We start from the raw sequence: 20,727 nt of genomic DNA on the forward strand, positions 1-20,727 counted from the left end.
GGTTTAATATGTTAAGAATTACAGGATATAGTGACAAGTACCAAGCCTTTCCAGGTGAAAAAATTAAATTTTATGTTAATTCAGAAAAAAAAGAAAATTATGATGTTCAGATAGTAAGATTAATTCATGGAGATACAAATCCAGAAGGTCCTGGATATAAAGAAGAAGAAATAGGAGCAGTTTGTAACAAGTCATATCAAGGTAGAAATCAAAAAGTTCATGGTGGCTCTTATGTGATTATTCCTCAAGATGATCGTCTAAATGTTAAAAGTTTTACCTTACAAGCTTATATATTTCCAACAACACCAGATAAAGGAAAACAAGGAATTTTAACAAAATGGAATGAGAAAACCAATAGTGGCTACGGACTTTTCATTGATGATAATTCTTGTTTATCCGTAATGATAGGAGATGGTGAGGGGCAAGTTATGAATTTGTCTAGTGAAAAAAAATTAATGAGAAAAGTATGGTATCTCGTAGCTGTAAGTTATGATGCTGAGACTGGTAAGATAAAACTTTATCAAGAACCATGTGTTACTCCTACAAATGCTGGACTAGGAATGTCGTTATTACATCCAGCTGATGAAACAACGGCATTTGTTGAGGCTACAAATAATTTAAAACCAAAAGCTAATGATGCTCCTTTTTTAATGGCCGCATCTACTGTTAATGATCACTCTGGAAGACATATATATGGAGCTCATTATAAAGAAGCTTTGTCACCTATTGAACTACCTGAGCAAGGATTTATCTATAATGGAAAAATTGACCGACCAAGATTAAGTAAAAAAGCTTTATCAAAATCAGAAATTGAATCTTTAGCTAGGGGCTACAGTGGGTGTTCAGCAGAACTTAGATCTGAAGTTATTGGAGCTTGGGATTTCCATGCAAATATAACAAAAAATATTGCATCTACATATATTATTGACACTACTTCAAATCACTTAAATGGATTTATTGTAAATTTACCAGTGAGAGGAATGACTGGATATAATTGGACGGCTGATGAAATGGTTTTTCATCATAAACCAGATGAATATGGAGCTATACATTTTCATGACGACGATATTGATGATGCTAGATGGGAAGTTGATTTTACTTTTGAGGTTCCAGATATTATTAAAAGTGGAATTTATGCTGCTAGACTAAGAATTGATGGAGAGGATTCACCAGAAACTGAAGATTTTATTCCTTTTGTAATAAAACCACCAAAAGGTAAAACAACTTCAAAAGTTTTATTTGTACTTCCCTCAAATAGCTATATTGCATATTCAAATGATAATTTAGCAACAAACTCTGTAGTTGCTGAGTTATTAGCTGGTAAAGTTCCTGTTATGTCTGCTGCAGATTTATATCTAAACGAACATAGGGAGTATGGTTTATCAACTTACTCTTTACATTCTGATGGAAGTGGAGTTTGTTATTCATCTAGACTTAGACCAATACTTAACATGAGGCCTAAATATAGACATTGGTTATCACCTTCTTTATGGCAATTAAATGCAGATCTTCATTTGACTGATTGGCTTGAGGAAAAGAATATAGATTTTGATGTTATGACAGATGAGGATTTACATGTTGAGGGAGTTGATTTGTTAAATCGTTATCAAGTTGTATTAACTGGATCACATCCTGAATACAGTTCAGAAAAAATGTTAGCAGCTTATGAATCATATCAACTAAATGGTGGTAGATGGATCTATTTAGGTGCAGATGGTTTTTACTGGATTAGTGAGTATCATCCAGATAATTTAAATATTATTGAAGTGAGAAAAGGAGAAGCAGGTACAAGAGCATGGACTGCAAACCCGGGTGAATACAATAATGCATTTGATGGTAAATTTGGTGGAATGTGGCGTGCGAGAGGAAGAATACCAAGTAAAGTTTGTGGATTAACTTTTACTGCTTATGGATTTGATGTTTCTTCATATTACAAAAGAGAACCAGATAGTAAAAAACCAGAATGCTCTTGGATTTTTGACGGTGTAGGAGAAAATGAAGTTATTGGAGATTTTGGTTTAGTAGGTGGAGGAGCTGCTGGTGTAGAATTAGATAGATATGATCTAGAATTTGGTACACCTCATAATGCTTTCTTACTAGCAAGATCTGAAAACCACACCAACTTAATGCTACAAGTAAATGAAGAAATTCATTTTTCTGTAAGAGGTTATCATGGTGGTGGTACAGAAAATCCAATGGTTAGAGCTGATATGATCTATTACAAAACACCTAAAGATGGCGCATTGTTTGCTCCAGGATCACTTTCATGGTGTGGAAGCTTATCTCATAACGATTATAATAATAATGTTTCAAAAATTTTAGAAAATGCTATTCGTGGATTTTTAAAAGAGGGGCCACTACCATAATGAAAGAGCAATTAATTAATAGGCCAAAAGGAACAGATGGTAAGGCTATACTTGGTTCTGATAACACAACAGCTTTAAATAAATTAGAAAAAGTAGCTCTAAATGATTTAGATAAAGATAAAATTAGTGATCTAGCTGAATGTCTTTTTGTTCTTAATAATAAAAAATATGGACCAATTCCAGGTGCCTATATGGTGATGTGCACGAAGCCAGGGAAAGAGTGGTGTGTTGCTCAATTAAATGCAGATAGAGCTAAACCATTTATTTTATACGAAGACAAAGTTTTTACCTCAATTGAAGAAGCACAAAAGGCTGCAGAAAAAATTAAAAAAGAAAGAGGTGAGACAGCACCAAGACGTTGTACCTAAATAACTTAAAAGAATTCAAGATATGGCTCAATCTAAAGTCCTTATAGAAAATGACAAAACTATAGTGACAGAGTGGTCATTTAACATAGGTGATAGCACAGGTCACCATACTCATAAATATAACTACATAGTGATTCCCATGCTTGATGGAGAATTAAAAATAATAGATAATAAGAAAAATGAAACAATTTCAAAACTCACCAAAGGTGGTTCTTATTATAGAGAAAAAGGAGTAGAGCATAATGTCTTTAACAATAATAATTTTCCATATTCATTTATTGAGGTTGAATTAAAAGAATAAAATTATGTCTGAAAAATCTCTTTGGTTATTTATTTTTATATTATTATATGCATCATTTTGTTTTTTTTGGGGTGTAAGAGGTTCAAAACATAATTCTGAGAATCCAGAAAATTATTATTTAGCTAATAGGAACATTTCTTCCTGGGTATTTTTCTTTGCAGCAACAGCAGCAACGTTCGCAGGTCTTACTATAATTTCTCAAGCTAGCCTTGTTTTTCATGATGGCTTTCAATATGTTGGAACAGCATTTATTGCAATAACAGTCCCTTTAGGAAGTTTATTTTTTTTTAAACGACAATGGATGTTAAGTAGAAAATTTGGATACATCACTCCTGGTGAAATGTATTATGATTATTATAAGAGTGACGCAATTCGTATTATTTCAGTTTTAGTAACTTTTTTTTTCGCAATACCTTTGTTGGCAGTTTTGTTTGGAGCCACAGGATATCTTGTAAGCACATTAACAGAAGGATATGTTTCTAGAGAATTGGGAATGTGGGTAATTTCTACCATTATTTTATTCTATGTTACAAGAGGAGGTTTTAAATCTATTTTTAGTGTAGGAGTGGTTCAATCTTGGCTTTATTTTTTAACAGTAATAATTTTAGGGTTAATCACTTATTCTTTTATAGGTGATTTTGAAACTTTTGGTAAATCTTTAGCAAAAGTAGCAAGTACAAAAATTAGTTTTTGGGGAAATACCAATGGTTATGGAGGAGGTGACTATAACAGTTATTTTGCTTTGCCTGGAGTTATACAGTGGGTTGCAGGATTAGGAAAAAATGGATCAGTTGGAGGCCCTTGGACAGCGATGATGATTTTTACTTTTACAATTTCTTTTATGGGAATAGTTTTTTCTCCATCATTTTCAATGTTGAGCTATACAGCTAAACATCCAAAAGCTTTTTCTTATTATCAAATATGGGGATCAGCCGTTATTGTTGGTCTGTTATTGTTTATATTTGCAACTTTTCAAGGAATTGGTGCTAACTTATTAGGAGCAAATGCTGAAATAAATAGTAATGGTCTTTCTATAAATAAACTACTACCAGAAATTTCCAGCAAAGATCATTCAGTAATTATTTATCATATTATAGGTTTAATGGACAAATACGCTCTTTGGTTAACAGGTTTATTAGCTGTAGGATTGGTTGCAGCACTTCAGTCCACTGCAGCTGTTCTTTTAATGACATCAGGGAGTATTGCTACAAGAGATTTATATAAAGCTTACCTTAACAAAAATATAAGCTGGGAAAAGGAGCTAGGTGCAGCTCGTATAATAATGTTGTTAATATTTTTAGCATCACTTTATTTAGCAACATTTGCAAAACCGGCAATGATTATATTTAGTGGAATTTCAATTGCTATAGCATTTCAGTTTTTGATTGTTTTACTTGGTCTTGTTTGGTTTCCCTGGATAACAAGAGGTGCTGCTATATCTGGTATAATAATTGGAATAATTATTGTTATTTTAACAGAAACTATTGGTCAACAAATTTCAGGAAATAGATTGCCCTGGGGAAGATGGCCTTTCACCATTCATTCTGGTGTATGGGGTTTATTATTTAATGTGTTTGTTTGTTTTTCAGTATCAGCTTTTTCATCATTAACAAAAATAGATCCAGATAGAAAACATCGTGAAAAATTTCATGATTTTTTAGATGAGCATATGGGGATTCACCCTAGTAGAGCAAAATTAAGATCATTTGCGTATGTTTTATCTTTAATCTGGTTATTCTTTGGTGTGGGTCCTGGACAAGTACTTGGGAATAATTTTTTTGGAGCACCAGATGCAGGATATGAATTTTGGATCTTAAAAATACCTTCATTGTGGGGGTACCAATTAATATGGTGGTTCTTTGGAATTGGTTTAATTTGGTTTCTAGCAAATAAAATGGATTTATCAACTTTACCAAACAAGGCTATACAGCCTGGAGACCTTCATAAACACCCAGATGAAGTTTCAGGAGAAAAAAATTACCTAGATAATTTAGGAACTGGTTATGGTTGGATCTTAATATTAATTGGTATGGCTATATTTTCAATAATCTTTTATATTTATTATACTTAGGTTTTTATGAGTTTAGATAATTTTATATTTAACACCACTTCAGGAATTAGATTTGGTAGTGGCATGTCCAAACTTTGTGCTGAAGAAGTTTCTAAAAAATTAGGACCAAATATTTTATTTATTACTGACAAAGATTTGATGTCATTAAAATTAACAGAACCATCCCTAAATGAATTAAGAAAGTATTCATCTATTGTAGAAATATTTCAAGATGTTGAAGCTGATCCTTCGATTAAAACACTTTTGAACTCTATTGAAGTTGGAAAAAAGATTAATGCTACTGGTGTTATAGGATTCGGTGGTGGATCTTCAATGGATGTAGCTAAGTTATCTGCTTTAATTTTAGGTTCAAATGAGAATATTGAAGATGTTTGGGGTGTATCGAATGCAAAAGGGCCAAGATTACCATTAGTTTTGGTGCCAACAACTGCTGGAACTGGTTCAGAAGTGACTCCCATATCTATTATTACCGTTGGTGAAGAGGAAAAAAAAGGTGTTTCATCAGCAATAATCTTACCTGATATTGCAATTTTAGACCCAGACTTAACTATTGGACTACCAGCCCACACAACTGCAGCAACAGGTATAGATGCAATGGTTCATGCAATAGAGGGTTATACGTCAGCAAACAAAAATAATAATCCAATTTCAAAAATGTTAGCCGTAGAGGCGCTAAAACTTTTAGCTTGTTCAATTGAAAGAGCAGTATTTGATGGATCTGATATAGAGGCTAGAGGCAATATGTTAATTGGAGCAATGTTAGCTGGAAAGGCATTTGCAAACTCACCTGTAGCAGCAGTTCATGCTCTTGCTTATCCTATTGGAGGAACTTTTCATGTATCACATGGATTATCAAACTCATTAGTCCTTCCATATGTTTTAAGATTTAATAGTGTTGATAGTAAAACAACCAAAAATTATGCTGAGCTAGCACCATTTATCTTTCCAGACATTAACACAGATCAAGGTAGTCAAGCAATATGTAAAGAATTTATTGATAAACTAGAAGTTTTGTCAAAAAAAATTGGACTACCTCAAAAGTTAAGAGAGGTAAACATCCCAAAAGATGCATGTAAAAAAATGGCTTCTGATGCAATGAAGCAAACTCGTCTATTAGTTAATAATCCACGAGAGATGACAGAGAGTGATGCACTTAACATTTATGAGGCTGCCTGGTAGGAATTTTATGGAACAAAAAGATAAAGATATATTTGAACACACAACAAAGTTTAATACAGGGATACGACTGTATATGTTTCAGACAGGCACTATTAAAACTAAAGTAAAATTTATAAAAATGAACCAGGGAGAAGAACCTTATGAAATACCTATTCCTTGGTTTTTAATTAAACATCCACAAGGAGACGTTATTATTGATGGTGGAATGCCAATAGAAGCTGCCCTAGATAAACATAAACATTGGGGCTCTTTAGTCGATGTTTATGATCCAGTTATGAAAGCATCTGAATGGTGTAGAGATCAAGTTAAAACTGTAAATACGAACCCTGAAGATGTAAAAAATGTTATCCAAACGCATTTACACTTAGACCATTCAGGTGCAATAGGACACTTTCCAAATGCTACTCATATAACTCAGAGAATAGAATATGACTATGCGTATAATCCTGATTGGTTTTCTCAACCAGCTTATATAAAAGAAGACTTTGATAAACCAAATATTAGATGGAAGTTTTTACAGGGAAAAAAGACAGACTATTTCGATTTATATGGTGATGGGGTTATAAAAATAATATTCACTCCAGGTCATACGCCTGGTCACCAATCTGTATTAGTTAATTTACCAAAAACAGGTCATATGCTATTAACTGGAGATGCTTGTTACACTGGAGATCATTGGTGCGATAAATGTTTGCCAGGCTTAGTCGCGTCAGCTTCAGATGCAGCAGATTCAGTAGCTAAATTAAGAAAAATTGCCAAAGAAACTAATGCAAAAGTTGTATGGGGACACGATCCAGTTACTTGGTTACAATGGAATAAAGCTCCAATGTTTTATTACGATTAACAAAAACTATTTAGCTTCTAAGGGAATTGTAGATTTCATAAAATCTTTTTGCCTAAAATTATCTAACCATTTTAATAAGTTTGGAGATTTTTTTTCCCATTGATTATTAAGTCTAAAATTTGTGTACTCTAATGAGCAAGCAATAGTTATTTGATCCATAGTTAAATAGTTGTTGTCGTAATTTTTCCAATTATTTTCAAACCATTCAATAGTTCTTGATATTCTAGTTTCTTGCTTATTAATAAATTCATTACTTTGTTCATTATTTGGCCTAGTTATCTCCATACGTCTTTCTAAAACAGATTCCATTAACCCATTAGCAACTGAAACCATTGATACAATATTGAAATAGTTTTTTTTAGGAAAAAGAGTTTTTTTATTTGAGATTGAGTCTAGGTAAATACAAATATTGTCACTATCAATAATTGTTGAATTATCAACCAACAGAGTCGGTATCTTTCTTAAGGGATTGTGTTTGTCTAAAAATTTAGCTTCTTGAACTTTAATTATTTTTTCTTCAAAAATTATCTCATGGACCAAAGCAGTAATTTTTGATTTTCTTCCAAATGGTGAGGTAGGTCCATTAAATAAAACTATTTTATTTTTCATAAAATTATAATTTACAAATAAGAGAAAACATATTTATAACTAAAAAAGTTAATATCTCTTTCTTTAAATCTTCATAATTTACTTTTTTTATATCAACAGAAGATAGGGCAACATCTACTAAACTTTTAGTATCATTTTTTGAAATACCAATTTCTTCAGAGAGATCCTGGATAATTTGTATGTATAATTTCGTATCTTTCATGAATTATTAATTCTATTCAATAATTATAGCAACAGTTCCTGGGTCTACTGCTTCTTGGTCATTAACAATATTAACTTTAATAACTTTTCCGTCTACTGGAGAGTTATGATGAACCTCAGTTTTCATCACTTCCATAATAAATAAATCATCATCTTTCTTCACAAAGTCACCTATCTTAACTAATACTTTCCATATATTACCTGGTACTGTTGTTTTAACTTCAGTTGTCATATTTAATTACCTCTCATGCATAAATGTTAATTAAAAAAACGAATTTTCATATTCTTTAAACCATTTTTTTCCATCATTTTTCTTCTTTTCTTTTCATCTAATTTATTTTTTTCAAAATCTATTACTTTAATCGGGGCAATTTTTTTAATTGTTATATTGTTATCAATTTCTTTATTATTATTAAAAGATTCAAGACTTTCTTCACTACAAACAATGGACTGCTCTGATCTCAATAATTGTGCTTTTTCAACTGAAACTTCAACAAAATTAAAGGTATCGCCTGGTTTAGCTTGGCCCAATTTCCAAAATGCAGAGGACGGAACAGTATATGGATTGATAAAACCGCCCATGCTAGGTCCATCATTAACAAGTATTATAGGTGTTTGGCCGGCTAGATTTATAGCTCCAGCAGGATAACCCTGATCAATTATATTTGAAGGTTCTGATCCATTTTCAAGACTTTTATTTGTTGCTTTTTCAGTAAAAGATAATCTAGGTCCATCTAACCTGTAACCTGTTCGGTCACTTTTTGCTTGTAATTTCCATTTAGAGTTAAGAAAAATTTCATGACCTTTTTTATCCACCCAATCATCATTTGGACCCAACACAACTTCAATTGACCAGTTTTTATCAGTAGACATTATTGGTATTGAATTTTTTTTAATTTTTCTTTTAGTGATAATCTTATTTTCCCCTAATGGCAAAGTTTGACCATTCTGAATAGCTTTACCATTAATTCCACCCACACCTGCTTTATGAAAAGTTGACCTAGAACCTAACCATGGTTCACTATTAATACCACCTGAAAAAGCAATATATGATCTGGCACCTATAGCTGCAAACTCCATTTCTAAGATTTGATTTTCCTTAACTTCTATACTTTCCCATAATGGAATTTGTTTACCATCTAATTTAGGAGACATGTTTGCACCTGTAATAGCAATAGTTCTGTCATTTTCAAATTTAAGTGTTGGGCCCACAAATTGACACTCAAGTGCTGCTTCACCGGTTTTATTTCCAACCAGTATGTTTGCAAGTCTAAAAGACCAGCTATCCATTGGACCTGAAGCTGGAAACCCTTGATTTAAAGTTCCAATTCTTCCCGGATAATCTTGGACTGATGTTTCTAAACCTTTTTTAATTACCTTTACCATAAAAATTAAAATCTTTTTGTTTTATCAATTGTTGTTAACCATTGCTTATAGTTTTTTACAGAAAATTTTTGATATTCAATAATATTATAATCATATGATTTATCTTTTACTTTATTGGAAACATGATCAAATTCTTCATAGCTAGTAGGTACAAATTTTACTCTATCTCCTGGTTTGAAAAGACATATGCTTTTTTCAAACACTGAAAAACTTTTTTGTGTATCCCAAATAGGAACTGGGATAATGCCAAATATTTGGTAACCGCCAGGTAATCTGTCTGGGTAAATTGATGTAGAAGATCCACCCATGCCTACCGCACCTTTCGGAGTCCAAGTTCTTGGTGGATTATATTTAGGAGCTGTCAATTTGCATCTGGGATCAAGAGGCATCATGAATGGTAGTCCTGGCCAAAAACCAAGCGCTGATACCCAGTATTCTGTTCCGGAGTGCACTCGCACAAATTGCTCTGTATTTTCAAGGTTATTCAATTCAACAATAAACTCTGGATCAGGAGTTTTTTGTGCAATTTTGCTTGAATAATCTTCGATGCATTCTTTTGTCCATTTATCCAGGTAAACAGTGGGAAATGAAAAGATTCTACTATTAATCTCAATATCATCAGTCGGACCTAATGATTTTATAAGTGATTTCATCTCATTTTTTAAATCATCAAATTTTATTTCATCAGGATTATAATGAATAAGCATTGAAGCAAAACAAGGAGCAGTTTCATAGATACCTTTAATTTTATTATCATAAATAGCTTTGGCCAAGTTTTGTGCGGTAAAATTTATCTCAAGATCCATAAGACTACCAAATTCAATAAACATATATTTGTCTCCACCTGGTTTGAATACTGGTTCTTCATAAACTTTCCCAATTATATTTTTAGTTGATTTTTTTTTTGTAATATTATTTTCTTTACTTAAAATATTCTTAAATATTGTGAAATCTTTTTCAGTATAAAGTTTAGAGGATTTATTTTTTTGAGATTCTGCAGCTATCCTTTTAAAAGCTTCAACATCTTTATTTGTATATTTTTGAACAATTTTTTCTTTAGTAGAAATATCTTTTTCTATTCTTTTTGCATTTTCTTTTTTTTCTGTAAATAAAGATAAATTATTTTCAATAAATTTTGTATTGTATGTCGCATTTTCAAATGATTCATTTTGTAAGACAGAAATTAAAAAAGATTTGTTTGTGTTTATTCCATCTAATTCTAATTCATTCAAATATTGAATCATGTTATTTATACATTCAGCTCTACTAATACCTTTTGAAATAATTTTTGCGATCATAGGGTCGTAATAAAAAGATATCTCATCACCTTCATCAACACCAATATCTAGTCTGATGTTATGTAAGCCAGTATTTGGAATTTTTAATTTTGTAATCTTTCCAGGTGAAGGAAGAAAATTTTTAGAAGGATCTTCAGCATACAATCTACATTCAATTGCATGTCCTGATTTTTTAATTTTACTTTGTTCTATTGATTCAATATCCATATTTAATGCAAATTTAATTTGCATTGTAACTAAATCAAAATTTGTAACTGCTTCTGTAACAGGGTGCTCTACTTGAATTCTAGTATTCATTTCTAAGAAATAAAACTTTTTATTATCTATATTATAAATGTATTCTATTGTTCCTGCTCCTTCATATTTTTGATTAGTCACAAAACTTACTGCACTTTCTGCCATTTCATCAATAATAGATTGTTCAATTTTAGGTGCTGGACTTTCTTCTATAATTTTTTGAAATCGTCTTTGTATTGAACAATCTCTTTCATAAAAGTGTAAAGCTTTTTTTTCACCTAGCCCAAAAACTTGGATTTCAATATGTCGCGCATTAGATATAAATTTTTCTAAAAAAATATCACTGTTACCAAATGCTTTTTTAGCTAAATTTTTAGTTTTTTCAATTGACTGAACTAATTGTTCAAAATTATTTGCAATGTGCATTCCAATTCCACCCCCACCAGCACTTGCTTTTATTAAAATTGGAAAACCTATTTCATTACATTTTTTTTCCAGGTCATCTTTTTTTAAATCTTCATTATTTAGACCTGGGCAAATAGGAAGGTTATTTTTTATGGCTAAATCTCTTGCTATGTCCTTATTTCCCATTGATATAATTGTATTAGGTTTAGGGCCTATCCAAATAATACCTGAATCAATGACTTTTTGAGCAAAATCGGCATTTTCTGCCATAAATCCATAGCCTGGATGTATAGCATCAGCTTTTAAATTTTTAGCAGCTTCAATTATTTTTACTGATGAAAGATAACTTTCTTGAGCTTTAGAACCACCAATATGAATTGATTCATCTGCTTTTCTTACATGCTTACTATTTTTGTCTACATCAGAGTAAACAGCTATTGAATGTAAATTTAATTTTTTACAGCTGTCTATAATTCTACAAGCTATCTCTCCACGATTAGCTATTAGAATTTTCTTCATTTATTAAGAGCTAATTTTATGCCTTTAATAATTTCAACTGCGTTAGGAGTGTCTGAGTGTACACAAATAGTATCACAACCAACATCTATATCTTTACCTATGGTATTCTTAACTTTCTTTTCAGATAAAGCACGTAAGACACGAGCAGTTGCAATTTTACTATCATAAGAAGCATTTTTACCTTTTGCTATAACTAATTTTCCATTCTCATCATAATCTAGATCAGCATAAAATTCTGCAATAAAATTTAAACCTCTTTCATCTTTATAAACTGTTTCATGACATGTATTTGCCATTCCAAAAATACTAACATCAAAAGTTTCAACTGCATCTGCAATAGCATGTGCCATGTTTTCATCTTTTGCAGCCATAACATACAATGATCCATGAGGTTTAATATGGTTTAGGGGCATATCCTGTTCATCTAAAAATGACTTTAAAGCACCAACCTGATACATGATCATACTTTTTATATCTTGTCTTGGCATTTTCATTTCTCTTCTCCCAAATCCTTGTAAGTCAGGGAAAGAAGGATGAGCACCAACTTTTACACCATGCTTTTTTGCAAGTGCTACAGTCTTTCTCATATGATTTGGGTCTGAAGCATGAAACCCACAAGCAACATTGGCAATATCTATCAAGGGCATTATTTCTTCATCATTACCAGCTCTATAAATTCCAAAGCTTTCACCCATGTCACAATTTAGTTTTGTCATAAATTTTTTCCTTTATATTTGACTTCTTATATGGGGTGACCTAGCGTAAAGTGCTACCATTGGGATAATTAACAATCCAAGAATAAATTGTTGTGCTTCCCAACTTAAACCCCACCCAATTAGAACTGTTGTTATTATTTGTAAAATAAATACCCCAATAACACTTAATCCATATCCTCCAGAACCACCTAATAATGAGGTACCTCCAATAACTACAGCAGCTATTGTTGTAAATAAATATATATCTCCAGCTCCAACATATCCTCCACCGCTCCAACCAAGAAGTAGTATTCCTGTTAAAGCAGAGAAAAATCCACTAATAACATAAGCTCCAATCCAGTATCCTTTTTCAGAAATTGACAGTCTTGATGAAGATAGTCTACTTCCTCCTAAAGCATATAAATGCCTACCCCATTTTGTTAATCTTAGAGCTATAATAACCAAAATACTTACTACAATCCAAATAATGATTACAGGAGGTATTGGAAGACCAAGAGTTTTTCCACCCATAGATGCTAGATTTTGCATCCAATCCGGCACTACACCAAAAACTGTACCAGCTGAAAAAGTACCCATAGAAACTAATATTTGAACTCCACCTTTAACAAAAAATCCTACTCCCAAAGTTAAAATTAATGCTTGTCCTTGAAGCCTAAAACTTAAAATACCATTAACAAACCCAATCAAACAACCTAATAATAATATCACTAGACAAGCTAACCATGGAGAAACTCCTTTAGAAATTAACGACATTAATGCAACATTCATTGAACCAATAACAAAAGGGATCGATAAATCCAGACCTCCTAAAAGTGCAACAAAGGTTTGTCCGATAGTTGCTAAACCAAGAAATGACGCAAAGACTAACATTGATTTCATATTCATAGTAGTCAAGAAGCCAGGTATAGTTAAGGATCCAATAATAAATAAACCAATCAAAACTCCTATACCAATAAAAACACTTTTACTTCCCTTTATATATCTGCTTATGACACCCATAAAAATTACAAATATAAGGAAGATTAAAAAAGAAACTAACGTTCTTCCTGAAAAGAAATTTTCTGAAATAAAAGATACAAATGCAAAAATAAGAATAACACCCAGAAATGCTACTGTTTTCCACCTATTTTCTCTAACATTTTTAAAGAAGAAATTTTCTTCATCTTCTTCATCTTCTTCTTTGGGAAATTTAGTAAATATATTCTTTTTTAAATCTTCATTAATCCATCTAACAGAAAAATGATACCATCCCCACAATATCAATCCAGTTACTGCAATGGAGTAGGTGGCAATATTCATCCAATCAGCACCATCGTACCAACCAAGCACTGCAGTTCCTATACCGCAAAGAATTGCAAATATTAACCCTAATCCTTTAAGAAATAGAAAAGATGATCTTTTCATTTTACTTTACCTCTTCCCATTGACTTAGCTGTTGGTCACGAGCATTTTTTTCCTTATAGATAGACATAAATTGCCAAACTAAAGGAGTAATAGGTATACCAATTACTAATACTGCTAAAATTTTATAAACTGAATATCCAACTGAATAAAAAATAGAAGACCAAAGTGCTACGGCAATTATAACTATGTAAATATACGGGGCAAATCTCTTATAATTTGCTTTTTCTCCCATATTAAGAAACAAAAAATATTGAATTAAAAATACTCCCAAAATACTAAAGGCAACTTGCGAATATCCAGATGTAGCAGTCTCATAGAAAAATCTTTTAGCACCCTCATATTTAACTAGAGAAAGATCTCCCATATTCAATTCGTTTATAATTCTAGATTGATAAAGAGATGGATCGTCAGTAATAAATGTATTTCCTCCTATAAAATAAGTAGAAATTATAGCAAGAACACCAAACCCAAATATGTAAACATTAGTCAAATTTTTTATTTTTGAGTGAACAAATGGTGCAGTTATAACAAATAGAAGTAAAACAACTAGTATTACACCATAACCTTGTATCCCAAAGAAGCTACTATCTGTACTTTCAATTAGATTATTATATGAAATACCTTTTAGTATAATTAATGATAATGCAGCTAAAAAAAACATCATTGCTGTTGATTTGGTTCGAGGACTAAACTGAGGTAACATCGCTATAACAATTAGTGAAGCAAGTAATACAACTCCAGCAAAATAAATTATACTACTTGTGCTTCCAGAAATAAGAGCACTCTCTGAAATGTTGGGAAAATAATTTATTTTTTCTAAACTAAAGTATTGAGGAGCTGAAGTTTCAATACTACTCACCTGATTAGATTGTACGGCTATTTTTTCAGTGTTTTGCAACAGATTTCCCTCTTCTTTATCTGAATTAAAAATCAAACCAGCAGCCATTATTACTACAATAACAACAAAAGAAATTGTTGATGGGCTTCTATGAGCTGATAATAAATAAAATAAAAGAGCAATAAATGCTATTCCTATAATTATATAAAAAATAATTGTTCCTGCAGTTTCTGTAAACTGAACTACACCATGTCCTGCTAGAGATCCACCTTTAGCGGTACCTTTGCCAGTAGTAGCATTTCCACTATCCTCCACAATAATATTTCCAGTTGCATCCACTTTTCTTTCAATAGAACCCTTTGCTTCATTTTCAGATTTTGCATTATCTTCAACAATCTGTTCAATGATAATAGGTTGATCATAAATTTGATGTATCATGACAAATAATCCTGCAAATGCCATTATAATAAAAAAAACCATTACAGATAAACCTTTTGTAACTCTTGTGACGTAAGGAAGTATTAGGCTGACCATCAAAGCTCCCACTAAAACAGCACCATAAGATAAGTCAGATACAAAGCTTTGAAGTCTTTCAAACCTAAAAGTAACTAAGATATAATTTATAAGATATAAATTTAAAGCACCTAGAATTGCACCAAAGGCACCTCCACGCCCTCCAGCTAAACTTGCACCACCTAAAACTAGTGCCGTAATACCTAATAAAGTGTATTTGGTTCCTTGTAAGGGATCTCCAGAACCAACAAGGGCAGTAAAACATATCGCAGAAAGAGCTGCAAAAATTCCTGCTATCATATGAGCAACTATCCTTACTAAATTAATTTTTACACCACTTGTAAAAGCAGCACGTTCATCCGAACCCATTAATTTTAGATGACCCCAAAAAGCTGTGTGAGTGATTATATAAAAAAATATTGTTGCTAAGATCATCAGAAGAAATATTGGGTTTAAAATAGTAAAACCTTCTCCCCAGGGAAGTAGCCAATCAGGAGCTATCCCCCCCGGTCTTGGTAAAATTACAATATTAATTCCTGCAAATGCTAAATATCCAGCTAACGAAACAATAATAGGAGAAACTCTTACAAAACAAACAATTAAAGCATAAAAAAGTTGCCATAGTAAACCCATTGCAATTGCGTACACAAACCATGTAATAGGCGTTTGCAAATATCCCGCAGCATATAACTGAATACTACTTACATTTATAAAACCCATGAAAGGACCAATAGATAAATCAACTCCTCCTCTTCCTGCCATTGCTATAAATGTCAAGGCATATGTGGTTAATATTAAAGGAGCAGTAAGCATTATTGCACTACCGATACCAGATTGAGAAATAAGTATTGGACTTCTTATTAGAGCAAAAATTAATAAAGCAAAAAAAATAAAGATAGGGACCATAAGATACTTATTTGATGAAGTATCTGTACTTGATCTATAGGTTTTTTTTAATTTTTCAATTACTTCCATTTTTTTTAATCAAAATAAACAATTTTTATTTTTTCAATTCCCAATTTATTTTTAAATTTTTTTTCATCATCTTTTAAATTACTATAATCAATAATTTTAACCTTTTGATTTTTATTATTAATTATTTTCTTTCCTATATTTTTAGTTGGAATAATTTTATTAAACTCACCATAGTCATTTGATGAATAGCTAAACTCAGTGTTTATATTTTTATCTTGCTTGTGTTCTGTTATATCTTTGTAGTCCAAAAAGTTATTAAATTGATCAAATTTTTGAAAATCTGATGAATTATAATATTTTACCTCTTTTTCAGTGTCTATTTTTTTAGATAAAGGCAAATTTTCCTCGGTTTTTATAATATTATTAAAATAATTTTTATCAGAATTATTATATCTAATATTATGATCTTTAGATTGAGTATTACTTTTAATGTTAGAATTAAATTTCCTGAAATTGTTTAATTTTTCAAAATTAATTTCATCTTCATCGTTATAGTAATTATTTTTATTTTCTATTTTCATTAAAATGTTTTAATCTTTATCTTAGTTTTATCTTTATCAATATTTTCTTTATCAAAATTTATTACTTTTATATTTTTTGTTATCTTTACTTCATTATTGTCAGCCGATTTATTTTGAATAGGTGATGAGGGTAAATTTAATTTATTCAAGATGGTTGTTTCACCAACTCCTGCTGTTTGACCAAACATTCCTTTGAGCAAAGTATCTGCATTAATTCTGTCATTTTCAAAAATATCAAATATTGTCCCATTTCTAAAAACTATTACTTTTGGACATAGTCCAATAAACTCCTCTAATTCACTAGATAAGAAAACAACTGTATTACCTTCTTCAACATATTTTCTTAAATGCACATATAGATCTCTTTTAGTGCTTACATCTATGCCTCTCGCTGGATCATTCAAAATAAGAATTTTAGGGTGCTGTGCAAATGATCTTGCAATCATAACTTTTTGTTGGTTTCCTCCACTTAGTGAGCCAATTAGATTATCTCTTGGACCAGTTTTAATATTTAATCTCTCTACCTCCCAATCAAAAATTCCATTCAATTCCATCCAATTAACAAAACCTAAAAACCCTGCCTTGCTAGTTTTTTCATAAAGAGGGACAACTAAATTTTCATATATACTTAAGTTAGGAAGTATTCCCTCTTTTTTTCGATCACCAGAAACAAAAGATATTCCATTTTCTTTTGCACTATTAAGTGAATTGAATTTCAAAAATTTTTCATTAGTATCTAAAATCTCTAATGTACCTCCATGAGATTCTTGAACACCTGCTAAGATTTTAACAAAGTCATCTTGCCCATTTCCATCTAGACCTGTTACACCGACTATTTCTCCTCTTCTAATTTCAAAATTGACAGGCTTACTATCTGGCCAAACAACTAGATTTTCAGCTCTCATTACAACTTTTTCAGTTTTAGTTTGTATTGCTACTGATGTAGATTTTTCCCCAGTTTCTTCTCTTCCAGTCATTAGGCCTATTAAATTTTTTTCATTAAGATCTTTTTTTTCTAATACTCCAACATCTTTACCGTCTCTCATAACGGTTGCTTTATCACTAATTCTAACTAATTCAGCAATTCTGTGTGTAACAATAAATATTGCAACACCTCTGTCACGCAATTCTCTCATTTTTTTAAACAATCTTTCAGTTGAGTCAAAATCAAGAGCAGCAGAGGACTCATCAAGAATTAATACCTTAGTATTTTCTCTTAAAAATGCTCTAGCAATTGTAATCCAAGCCTTTATTGGAAGTGATAAATTAAAAGCTTGAGTGTATGGATCAATGTATTCACCAACAAGATCTTCCATAATTTCTTGGGCTTTCAATACTTTTTCTCTTTGAGTTAAATTTTTGTACCAAAAATCATCTGAACCAACAAATAAATTATCTACCACAGATGATTCTTCTGCAATCATTACCTCTTGAAATACTGTTGCTATTCCCATATTTCTAGCCATTACAGGAGATGTTGGAGTTTGACCAAGTATTGAAACTTTACCTTTATCTACAGGTAATACTCCAGACATTGCTTTTGCTAAAGTGCTTTTACCACAGCCATTTCCTCCGACTATTGCATGAATTTCTCCAAAATTTGCATTAAAATTTACTCCGTTTAAGGCTTTAGTTACACCAAAATATTTATGAACATCCTGGACATAAATATCGCCCTGGATAGTTTTAGATCTGTCAGACAACACCTCTTTAGAGGTGTTGTCTTCTATATTTTTTTCTGCACTCATACTTTGATAAAAGTATTAGTGAGATTTCGGATCGTATTTTGTAGGATCGCTTGGATTCTCAAAGAATGCGTCTACGTATTCTTTAGGAGCCCATTTATCCATTCCTGGATTGTCCCAACCAGTAGAATTTCGATCACAATCTTCACCTAGGATTGATTTGATTTCATCGAAATTTTTAGTAGCAGGACCAACTAATATAGATTGAATCATAGGACTTTGACCTTGCAAAGTTCTAATCATTACATCCATACCTAACTCTACTTCATCTCCTGGAGGCCATGCATATATCGCTTCATCAATATATCCTGGATTTTGTCTCCAATAACATAGAGCACCCAGTTCTCCACCTAAAGCAATTGGTGGAATTGGATCAAGTCCAGACTGAAGTAGCGCTTGCAGTGTTCCAGTTTCTCCAGATGATTGAACTGCAATACCATCAACTTTTTTTGTATTAGTTGATAACCATTGAGACAGTTCTTTCTGAGCAACTTGAGAGGTCCAGTTATGAGCTAACTGTCCAACAACATTTACATCAGGATATTCTGACAGTGCAGCTAGTACCCCTTTGTTTTGTTGGTCAGAAGCTGAATAACCAGGTATTCCTTCGATAACTATTACATTACCTTTTTCACCAATTAATTCAGCCATCCAAGCGCCAACATAATAACCAACTAATCTGTAATTAACAGATGTGTTGATTGAATATGGTGATGTTGTAAAGCCAGTGAACGAAAGTGTAGGAATGCCTTTTTCCCAACCATATTTAATAGTTGTGTTAAGAGCAGTTATATTTGAACAACAAACAATAATTGCGTCAACTTTTCCTCCATCTATCATTTGTCTCATTTGCTGAATTTGCAAAGAGTCATCCAAGTTTGATTGAGTAATTACAATTTCATCAACCATTCCAAGTGCTTTCCATTTAGGATAAACAACTTCCATTAAACGCTCCATTGCACCCTTACGCCATGTATTTCCTGCGTAAGTACTTGCATAACCTATCGTCCATGGTGGTTTTCTTTTACTTTTCCAGCCCTTCATGACTGCTGGACCAAGAGGTTGATCTTTGTCCATAAAGTCCATGTTATAAACGTAATCTCTCATTTCCTGAGGGACTTTAGCTAAACACTCTTTGCATAATTCACCTGCAGAGACATTACTAAATATTCCTAAAAAACAAGAAAACATAAAAACATAGATAGTTTTAGTTATTTTCATTTTCTCTCTCTCCTTATTAGTTATGAGAGATACTCTCATGCATAAAAAAAATTATCCAGAAGATAAAAACTGAATATTTATATATATATATTTTATAAGTAAATTTTCGATTGTTTTTAAAACAAAAAGTGTACTAAGTTGTGATAAATAAAATGAGAGGTATTAGTTAAAAAAATATTCTATCAGTAGTTGAAATATATTTTTTTTTCAAACTGTTAATAATTTATATGAAAAAATTTCTTCTAGTTCTTATATTATCTTTGTTCACTTCTACGAGCTTATTTGCTGAATACATTTTAGAGCCAGCAAATTGTACTTTTAAAAAAAAAACAAATTGTGGTGCTTATCTTTATAACAATAAGAGTGGAGCAACCTATTTTTGTGAGCTTGAAAAGTGTAAAGAAATCATGCCGGCTTTAGAAGGTCCTACTGTTAAATCTAAAAAATCCAAAAAATCCAAAAAATCCAAAATACCAAAATTTAAAAAAAAGAATTAAATATAACATTCACCAATTTAAAATATCAGAGTAATCTAATATTAGTTATTAGATTTAAGCTTTTTTGACTCCGAGATTGTTATTTCTATAGCAGATCTCATTTCATTACAAAAATCTAAATCATCACCAATAAAGGTGTCCTTAATAAAACTTTGTTTCTCAACACCATTTTTCTTCATAAAGTTTATATAATCAGAAGTCTGTGTGCTAACTTTATCCATAAATTCTTTCTGAACATCATTATAATTCCTTTTTTTTATTTTAGATAAAGTAAGAATACCAAAAGGGTATAAATAGTTAGCTGTCTCAAAAAAACTTTTTGATAATTCAGGGTGATCTTCTTTAGTTATTTCTGTTATTGCAGAATTTAAAGAAACACAACTTCTAATAATTTTATAAGTTAGATTGTCATCTTCAAGAAGCTCTTGAAGATTATAAAAGCCTAATCTTTCAATTTTTTCAGCTGATAACGCTGTTGCAAAAAATAAAAATATGATTACGATTTTTTTCATT

General features: G+C 31.4%; 19 protein-coding genes. 7 read left to right on the forward strand and 12 right to left on the reverse strand.

Going from position 1 to position 20,727, the window contains the following annotated elements:
• Positions 1 to 8: 8 nt before the first annotated feature.
• From ABXT72_RS01935 to attM, 6 genes are read left to right on the forward strand one after another with little or no spacing between them, the layout of a single operon-like run.
• Complete coding sequence (locus ABXT72_RS01935; RefSeq protein WP_415278695.1) at positions 9 to 2,366, forward strand: N,N-dimethylformamidase beta subunit family domain-containing protein; 2,358 nt, start codon at positions 9 to 11, stop codon at positions 2,364 to 2,366.
• Positions 2,366 to 2,734, forward strand: coding sequence for a hypothetical protein (locus tag ABXT72_RS01940; RefSeq protein WP_415278696.1), 369 nt, complete (start codon positions 2,366 to 2,368; stop codon positions 2,732 to 2,734). Before ABXT72_RS01935 ends, ABXT72_RS01940 begins: the two co-directional genes overlap by 1 nt.
• Positions 2,735 to 2,756: 22 nt before the next feature.
• Complete coding sequence (locus tag ABXT72_RS01945) at positions 2,757 to 3,035, forward strand: cupin domain-containing protein (protein ID WP_415278697.1); 279 nt, start codon at positions 2,757 to 2,759, stop codon at positions 3,033 to 3,035.
• Positions 3,036 to 3,039: 4 nt separating this feature from the next.
• Positions 3,040 to 5,106: a sodium:solute symporter family protein gene (locus ABXT72_RS01950; RefSeq protein ID WP_415278699.1), complete on the forward strand. Its 2,067-nt coding sequence runs from the start codon at positions 3,040 to 3,042 to the stop codon at positions 5,104 to 5,106.
• A gap of 6 nt (positions 5,107 to 5,112) precedes the next feature.
• Positions 5,113 to 6,285 carry an iron-containing alcohol dehydrogenase gene (locus ABXT72_RS01955; protein WP_415278701.1) on the forward strand — a complete coding sequence of 391 codons (1,173 nt, stop codon included), beginning with the start codon at positions 5,113 to 5,115 and terminating at the stop codon, positions 6,283 to 6,285.
• Between the two features lie 7 nt (positions 6,286 to 6,292).
• Positions 6,293 to 7,129: an AttM family quorum-quenching N-acyl homoserine lactonase gene (gene attM / locus ABXT72_RS01960; protein ID WP_415278702.1), complete on the forward strand. Its 837-nt coding sequence runs from the start codon at positions 6,293 to 6,295 to the stop codon at positions 7,127 to 7,129.
• 6 nt (positions 7,130 to 7,135) lie between these two features.
• Here attM and ABXT72_RS01965 read toward each other — a convergent pair whose 3' ends face one another.
• Genes ABXT72_RS01965 through ABXT72_RS02015 form a run of 11 tightly spaced genes read right to left on the reverse strand, consistent with a single transcriptional unit; the run spans position 7,136 to position 19,717 of the window.
• The gene (locus tag ABXT72_RS01965; RefSeq protein WP_415278703.1) at positions 7,136 to 7,738 is read right to left on the reverse strand and encodes a glutathione S-transferase N-terminal domain-containing protein; all 603 of its coding nucleotides are present in this window, start codon (positions 7,736 to 7,738) and stop codon (positions 7,136 to 7,138) included.
• A gap of 4 nt (positions 7,739 to 7,742) precedes the next feature.
• Positions 7,743 to 7,940, reverse strand: coding sequence for a hypothetical protein (locus tag ABXT72_RS01970; RefSeq protein ID WP_415278704.1), 198 nt, complete (start codon positions 7,938 to 7,940; stop codon positions 7,743 to 7,745).
• Positions 7,941 to 7,952: 12 nt separating this feature from the next.
• Positions 7,953 to 8,171, reverse strand: a complete 219-nt coding sequence (locus ABXT72_RS01975) for an acetyl-CoA carboxylase biotin carboxyl carrier protein subunit (protein ID WP_415278706.1) — start codon at positions 8,169 to 8,171, stop codon at positions 7,953 to 7,955.
• Between the two features lie 26 nt (positions 8,172 to 8,197).
• Positions 8,198 to 9,325, reverse strand: coding sequence for a biotin-dependent carboxyltransferase family protein (locus tag ABXT72_RS01980; protein WP_415278708.1), 1,128 nt, complete (start codon positions 9,323 to 9,325; stop codon positions 8,198 to 8,200).
• Positions 9,326 to 9,330: 5 nt separating this feature from the next.
• A complete protein-coding gene (locus ABXT72_RS01985) occupies positions 9,331 to 11,784 on the reverse strand; it encodes a carboxyltransferase domain-containing protein (RefSeq protein WP_415278709.1) in 2,454 nt (817 codons plus the stop codon).
• Positions 11,781 to 12,500 (reverse strand): 5-oxoprolinase subunit PxpA, encoded by a 720-nt coding sequence (gene pxpA, locus ABXT72_RS01990; RefSeq protein ID WP_415278710.1) that lies wholly within the window; start codon positions 12,498 to 12,500, stop codon positions 11,781 to 11,783. The genes ABXT72_RS01985 and pxpA overlap by 4 nt, the downstream gene beginning before the upstream one ends.
• 12 nt (positions 12,501 to 12,512) lie before the next feature.
• Positions 12,513 to 13,904, reverse strand: a complete 1,392-nt coding sequence (locus ABXT72_RS01995; protein WP_415278711.1) for an ABC transporter permease — start codon at positions 13,902 to 13,904, stop codon at positions 12,513 to 12,515.
• Position 13,905: 1 nt separating this feature from the next.
• Positions 13,906 to 16,230, reverse strand: a complete 2,325-nt coding sequence (locus ABXT72_RS02000; protein ID WP_415278713.1) for an ABC transporter permease — start codon at positions 16,228 to 16,230, stop codon at positions 13,906 to 13,908.
• Between the two features lie 5 nt (positions 16,231 to 16,235).
• The gene (locus ABXT72_RS02005) at positions 16,236 to 16,751 is read right to left on the reverse strand and encodes a hypothetical protein (protein WP_415278714.1); all 516 of its coding nucleotides are present in this window, start codon (positions 16,749 to 16,751) and stop codon (positions 16,236 to 16,238) included.
• A complete protein-coding gene (locus ABXT72_RS02010) occupies positions 16,751 to 18,499 on the reverse strand; it encodes a sugar ABC transporter ATP-binding protein (RefSeq protein ID WP_415278715.1) in 1,749 nt (582 codons plus the stop codon). Before ABXT72_RS02010 ends, ABXT72_RS02005 begins: the two co-directional genes overlap by 1 nt.
• A gap of 15 nt (positions 18,500 to 18,514) precedes the next feature.
• On the reverse strand, positions 18,515 to 19,717 hold the full coding sequence (locus ABXT72_RS02015) for an ABC transporter substrate-binding protein (RefSeq protein ID WP_415278716.1): 1,203 nt from the start codon (positions 19,715 to 19,717) through the stop codon (positions 18,515 to 18,517).
• Positions 19,718 to 19,944: 227 nt separating this feature from the next.
• Here ABXT72_RS02015 and ABXT72_RS02020 point away from each other — a divergent pair, with 227 nt between their 5' ends.
• Positions 19,945 to 20,214, forward strand: coding sequence for a hypothetical protein (locus ABXT72_RS02020; protein ID WP_415278718.1), 270 nt, complete (start codon positions 19,945 to 19,947; stop codon positions 20,212 to 20,214).
• A 41-nt stretch (positions 20,215 to 20,255) separates the two neighbouring features.
• Here ABXT72_RS02020 and ABXT72_RS02025 read toward each other — a convergent pair whose 3' ends face one another.
• A complete protein-coding gene (locus tag ABXT72_RS02025; protein ID WP_415278719.1) occupies positions 20,256 to 20,726 on the reverse strand; it encodes a hypothetical protein in 471 nt (156 codons plus the stop codon).
• Position 20,727: the final 1 nt, after the last annotated feature.

Origin of the sequence: Candidatus Pelagibacter sp. Uisw_094 (assembly GCF_047729535.1) — a bacterium.
In the GTDB taxonomy this organism is placed as follows: domain Bacteria; phylum Pseudomonadota; class Alphaproteobacteria; order Pelagibacterales; family Pelagibacteraceae; genus Pelagibacter.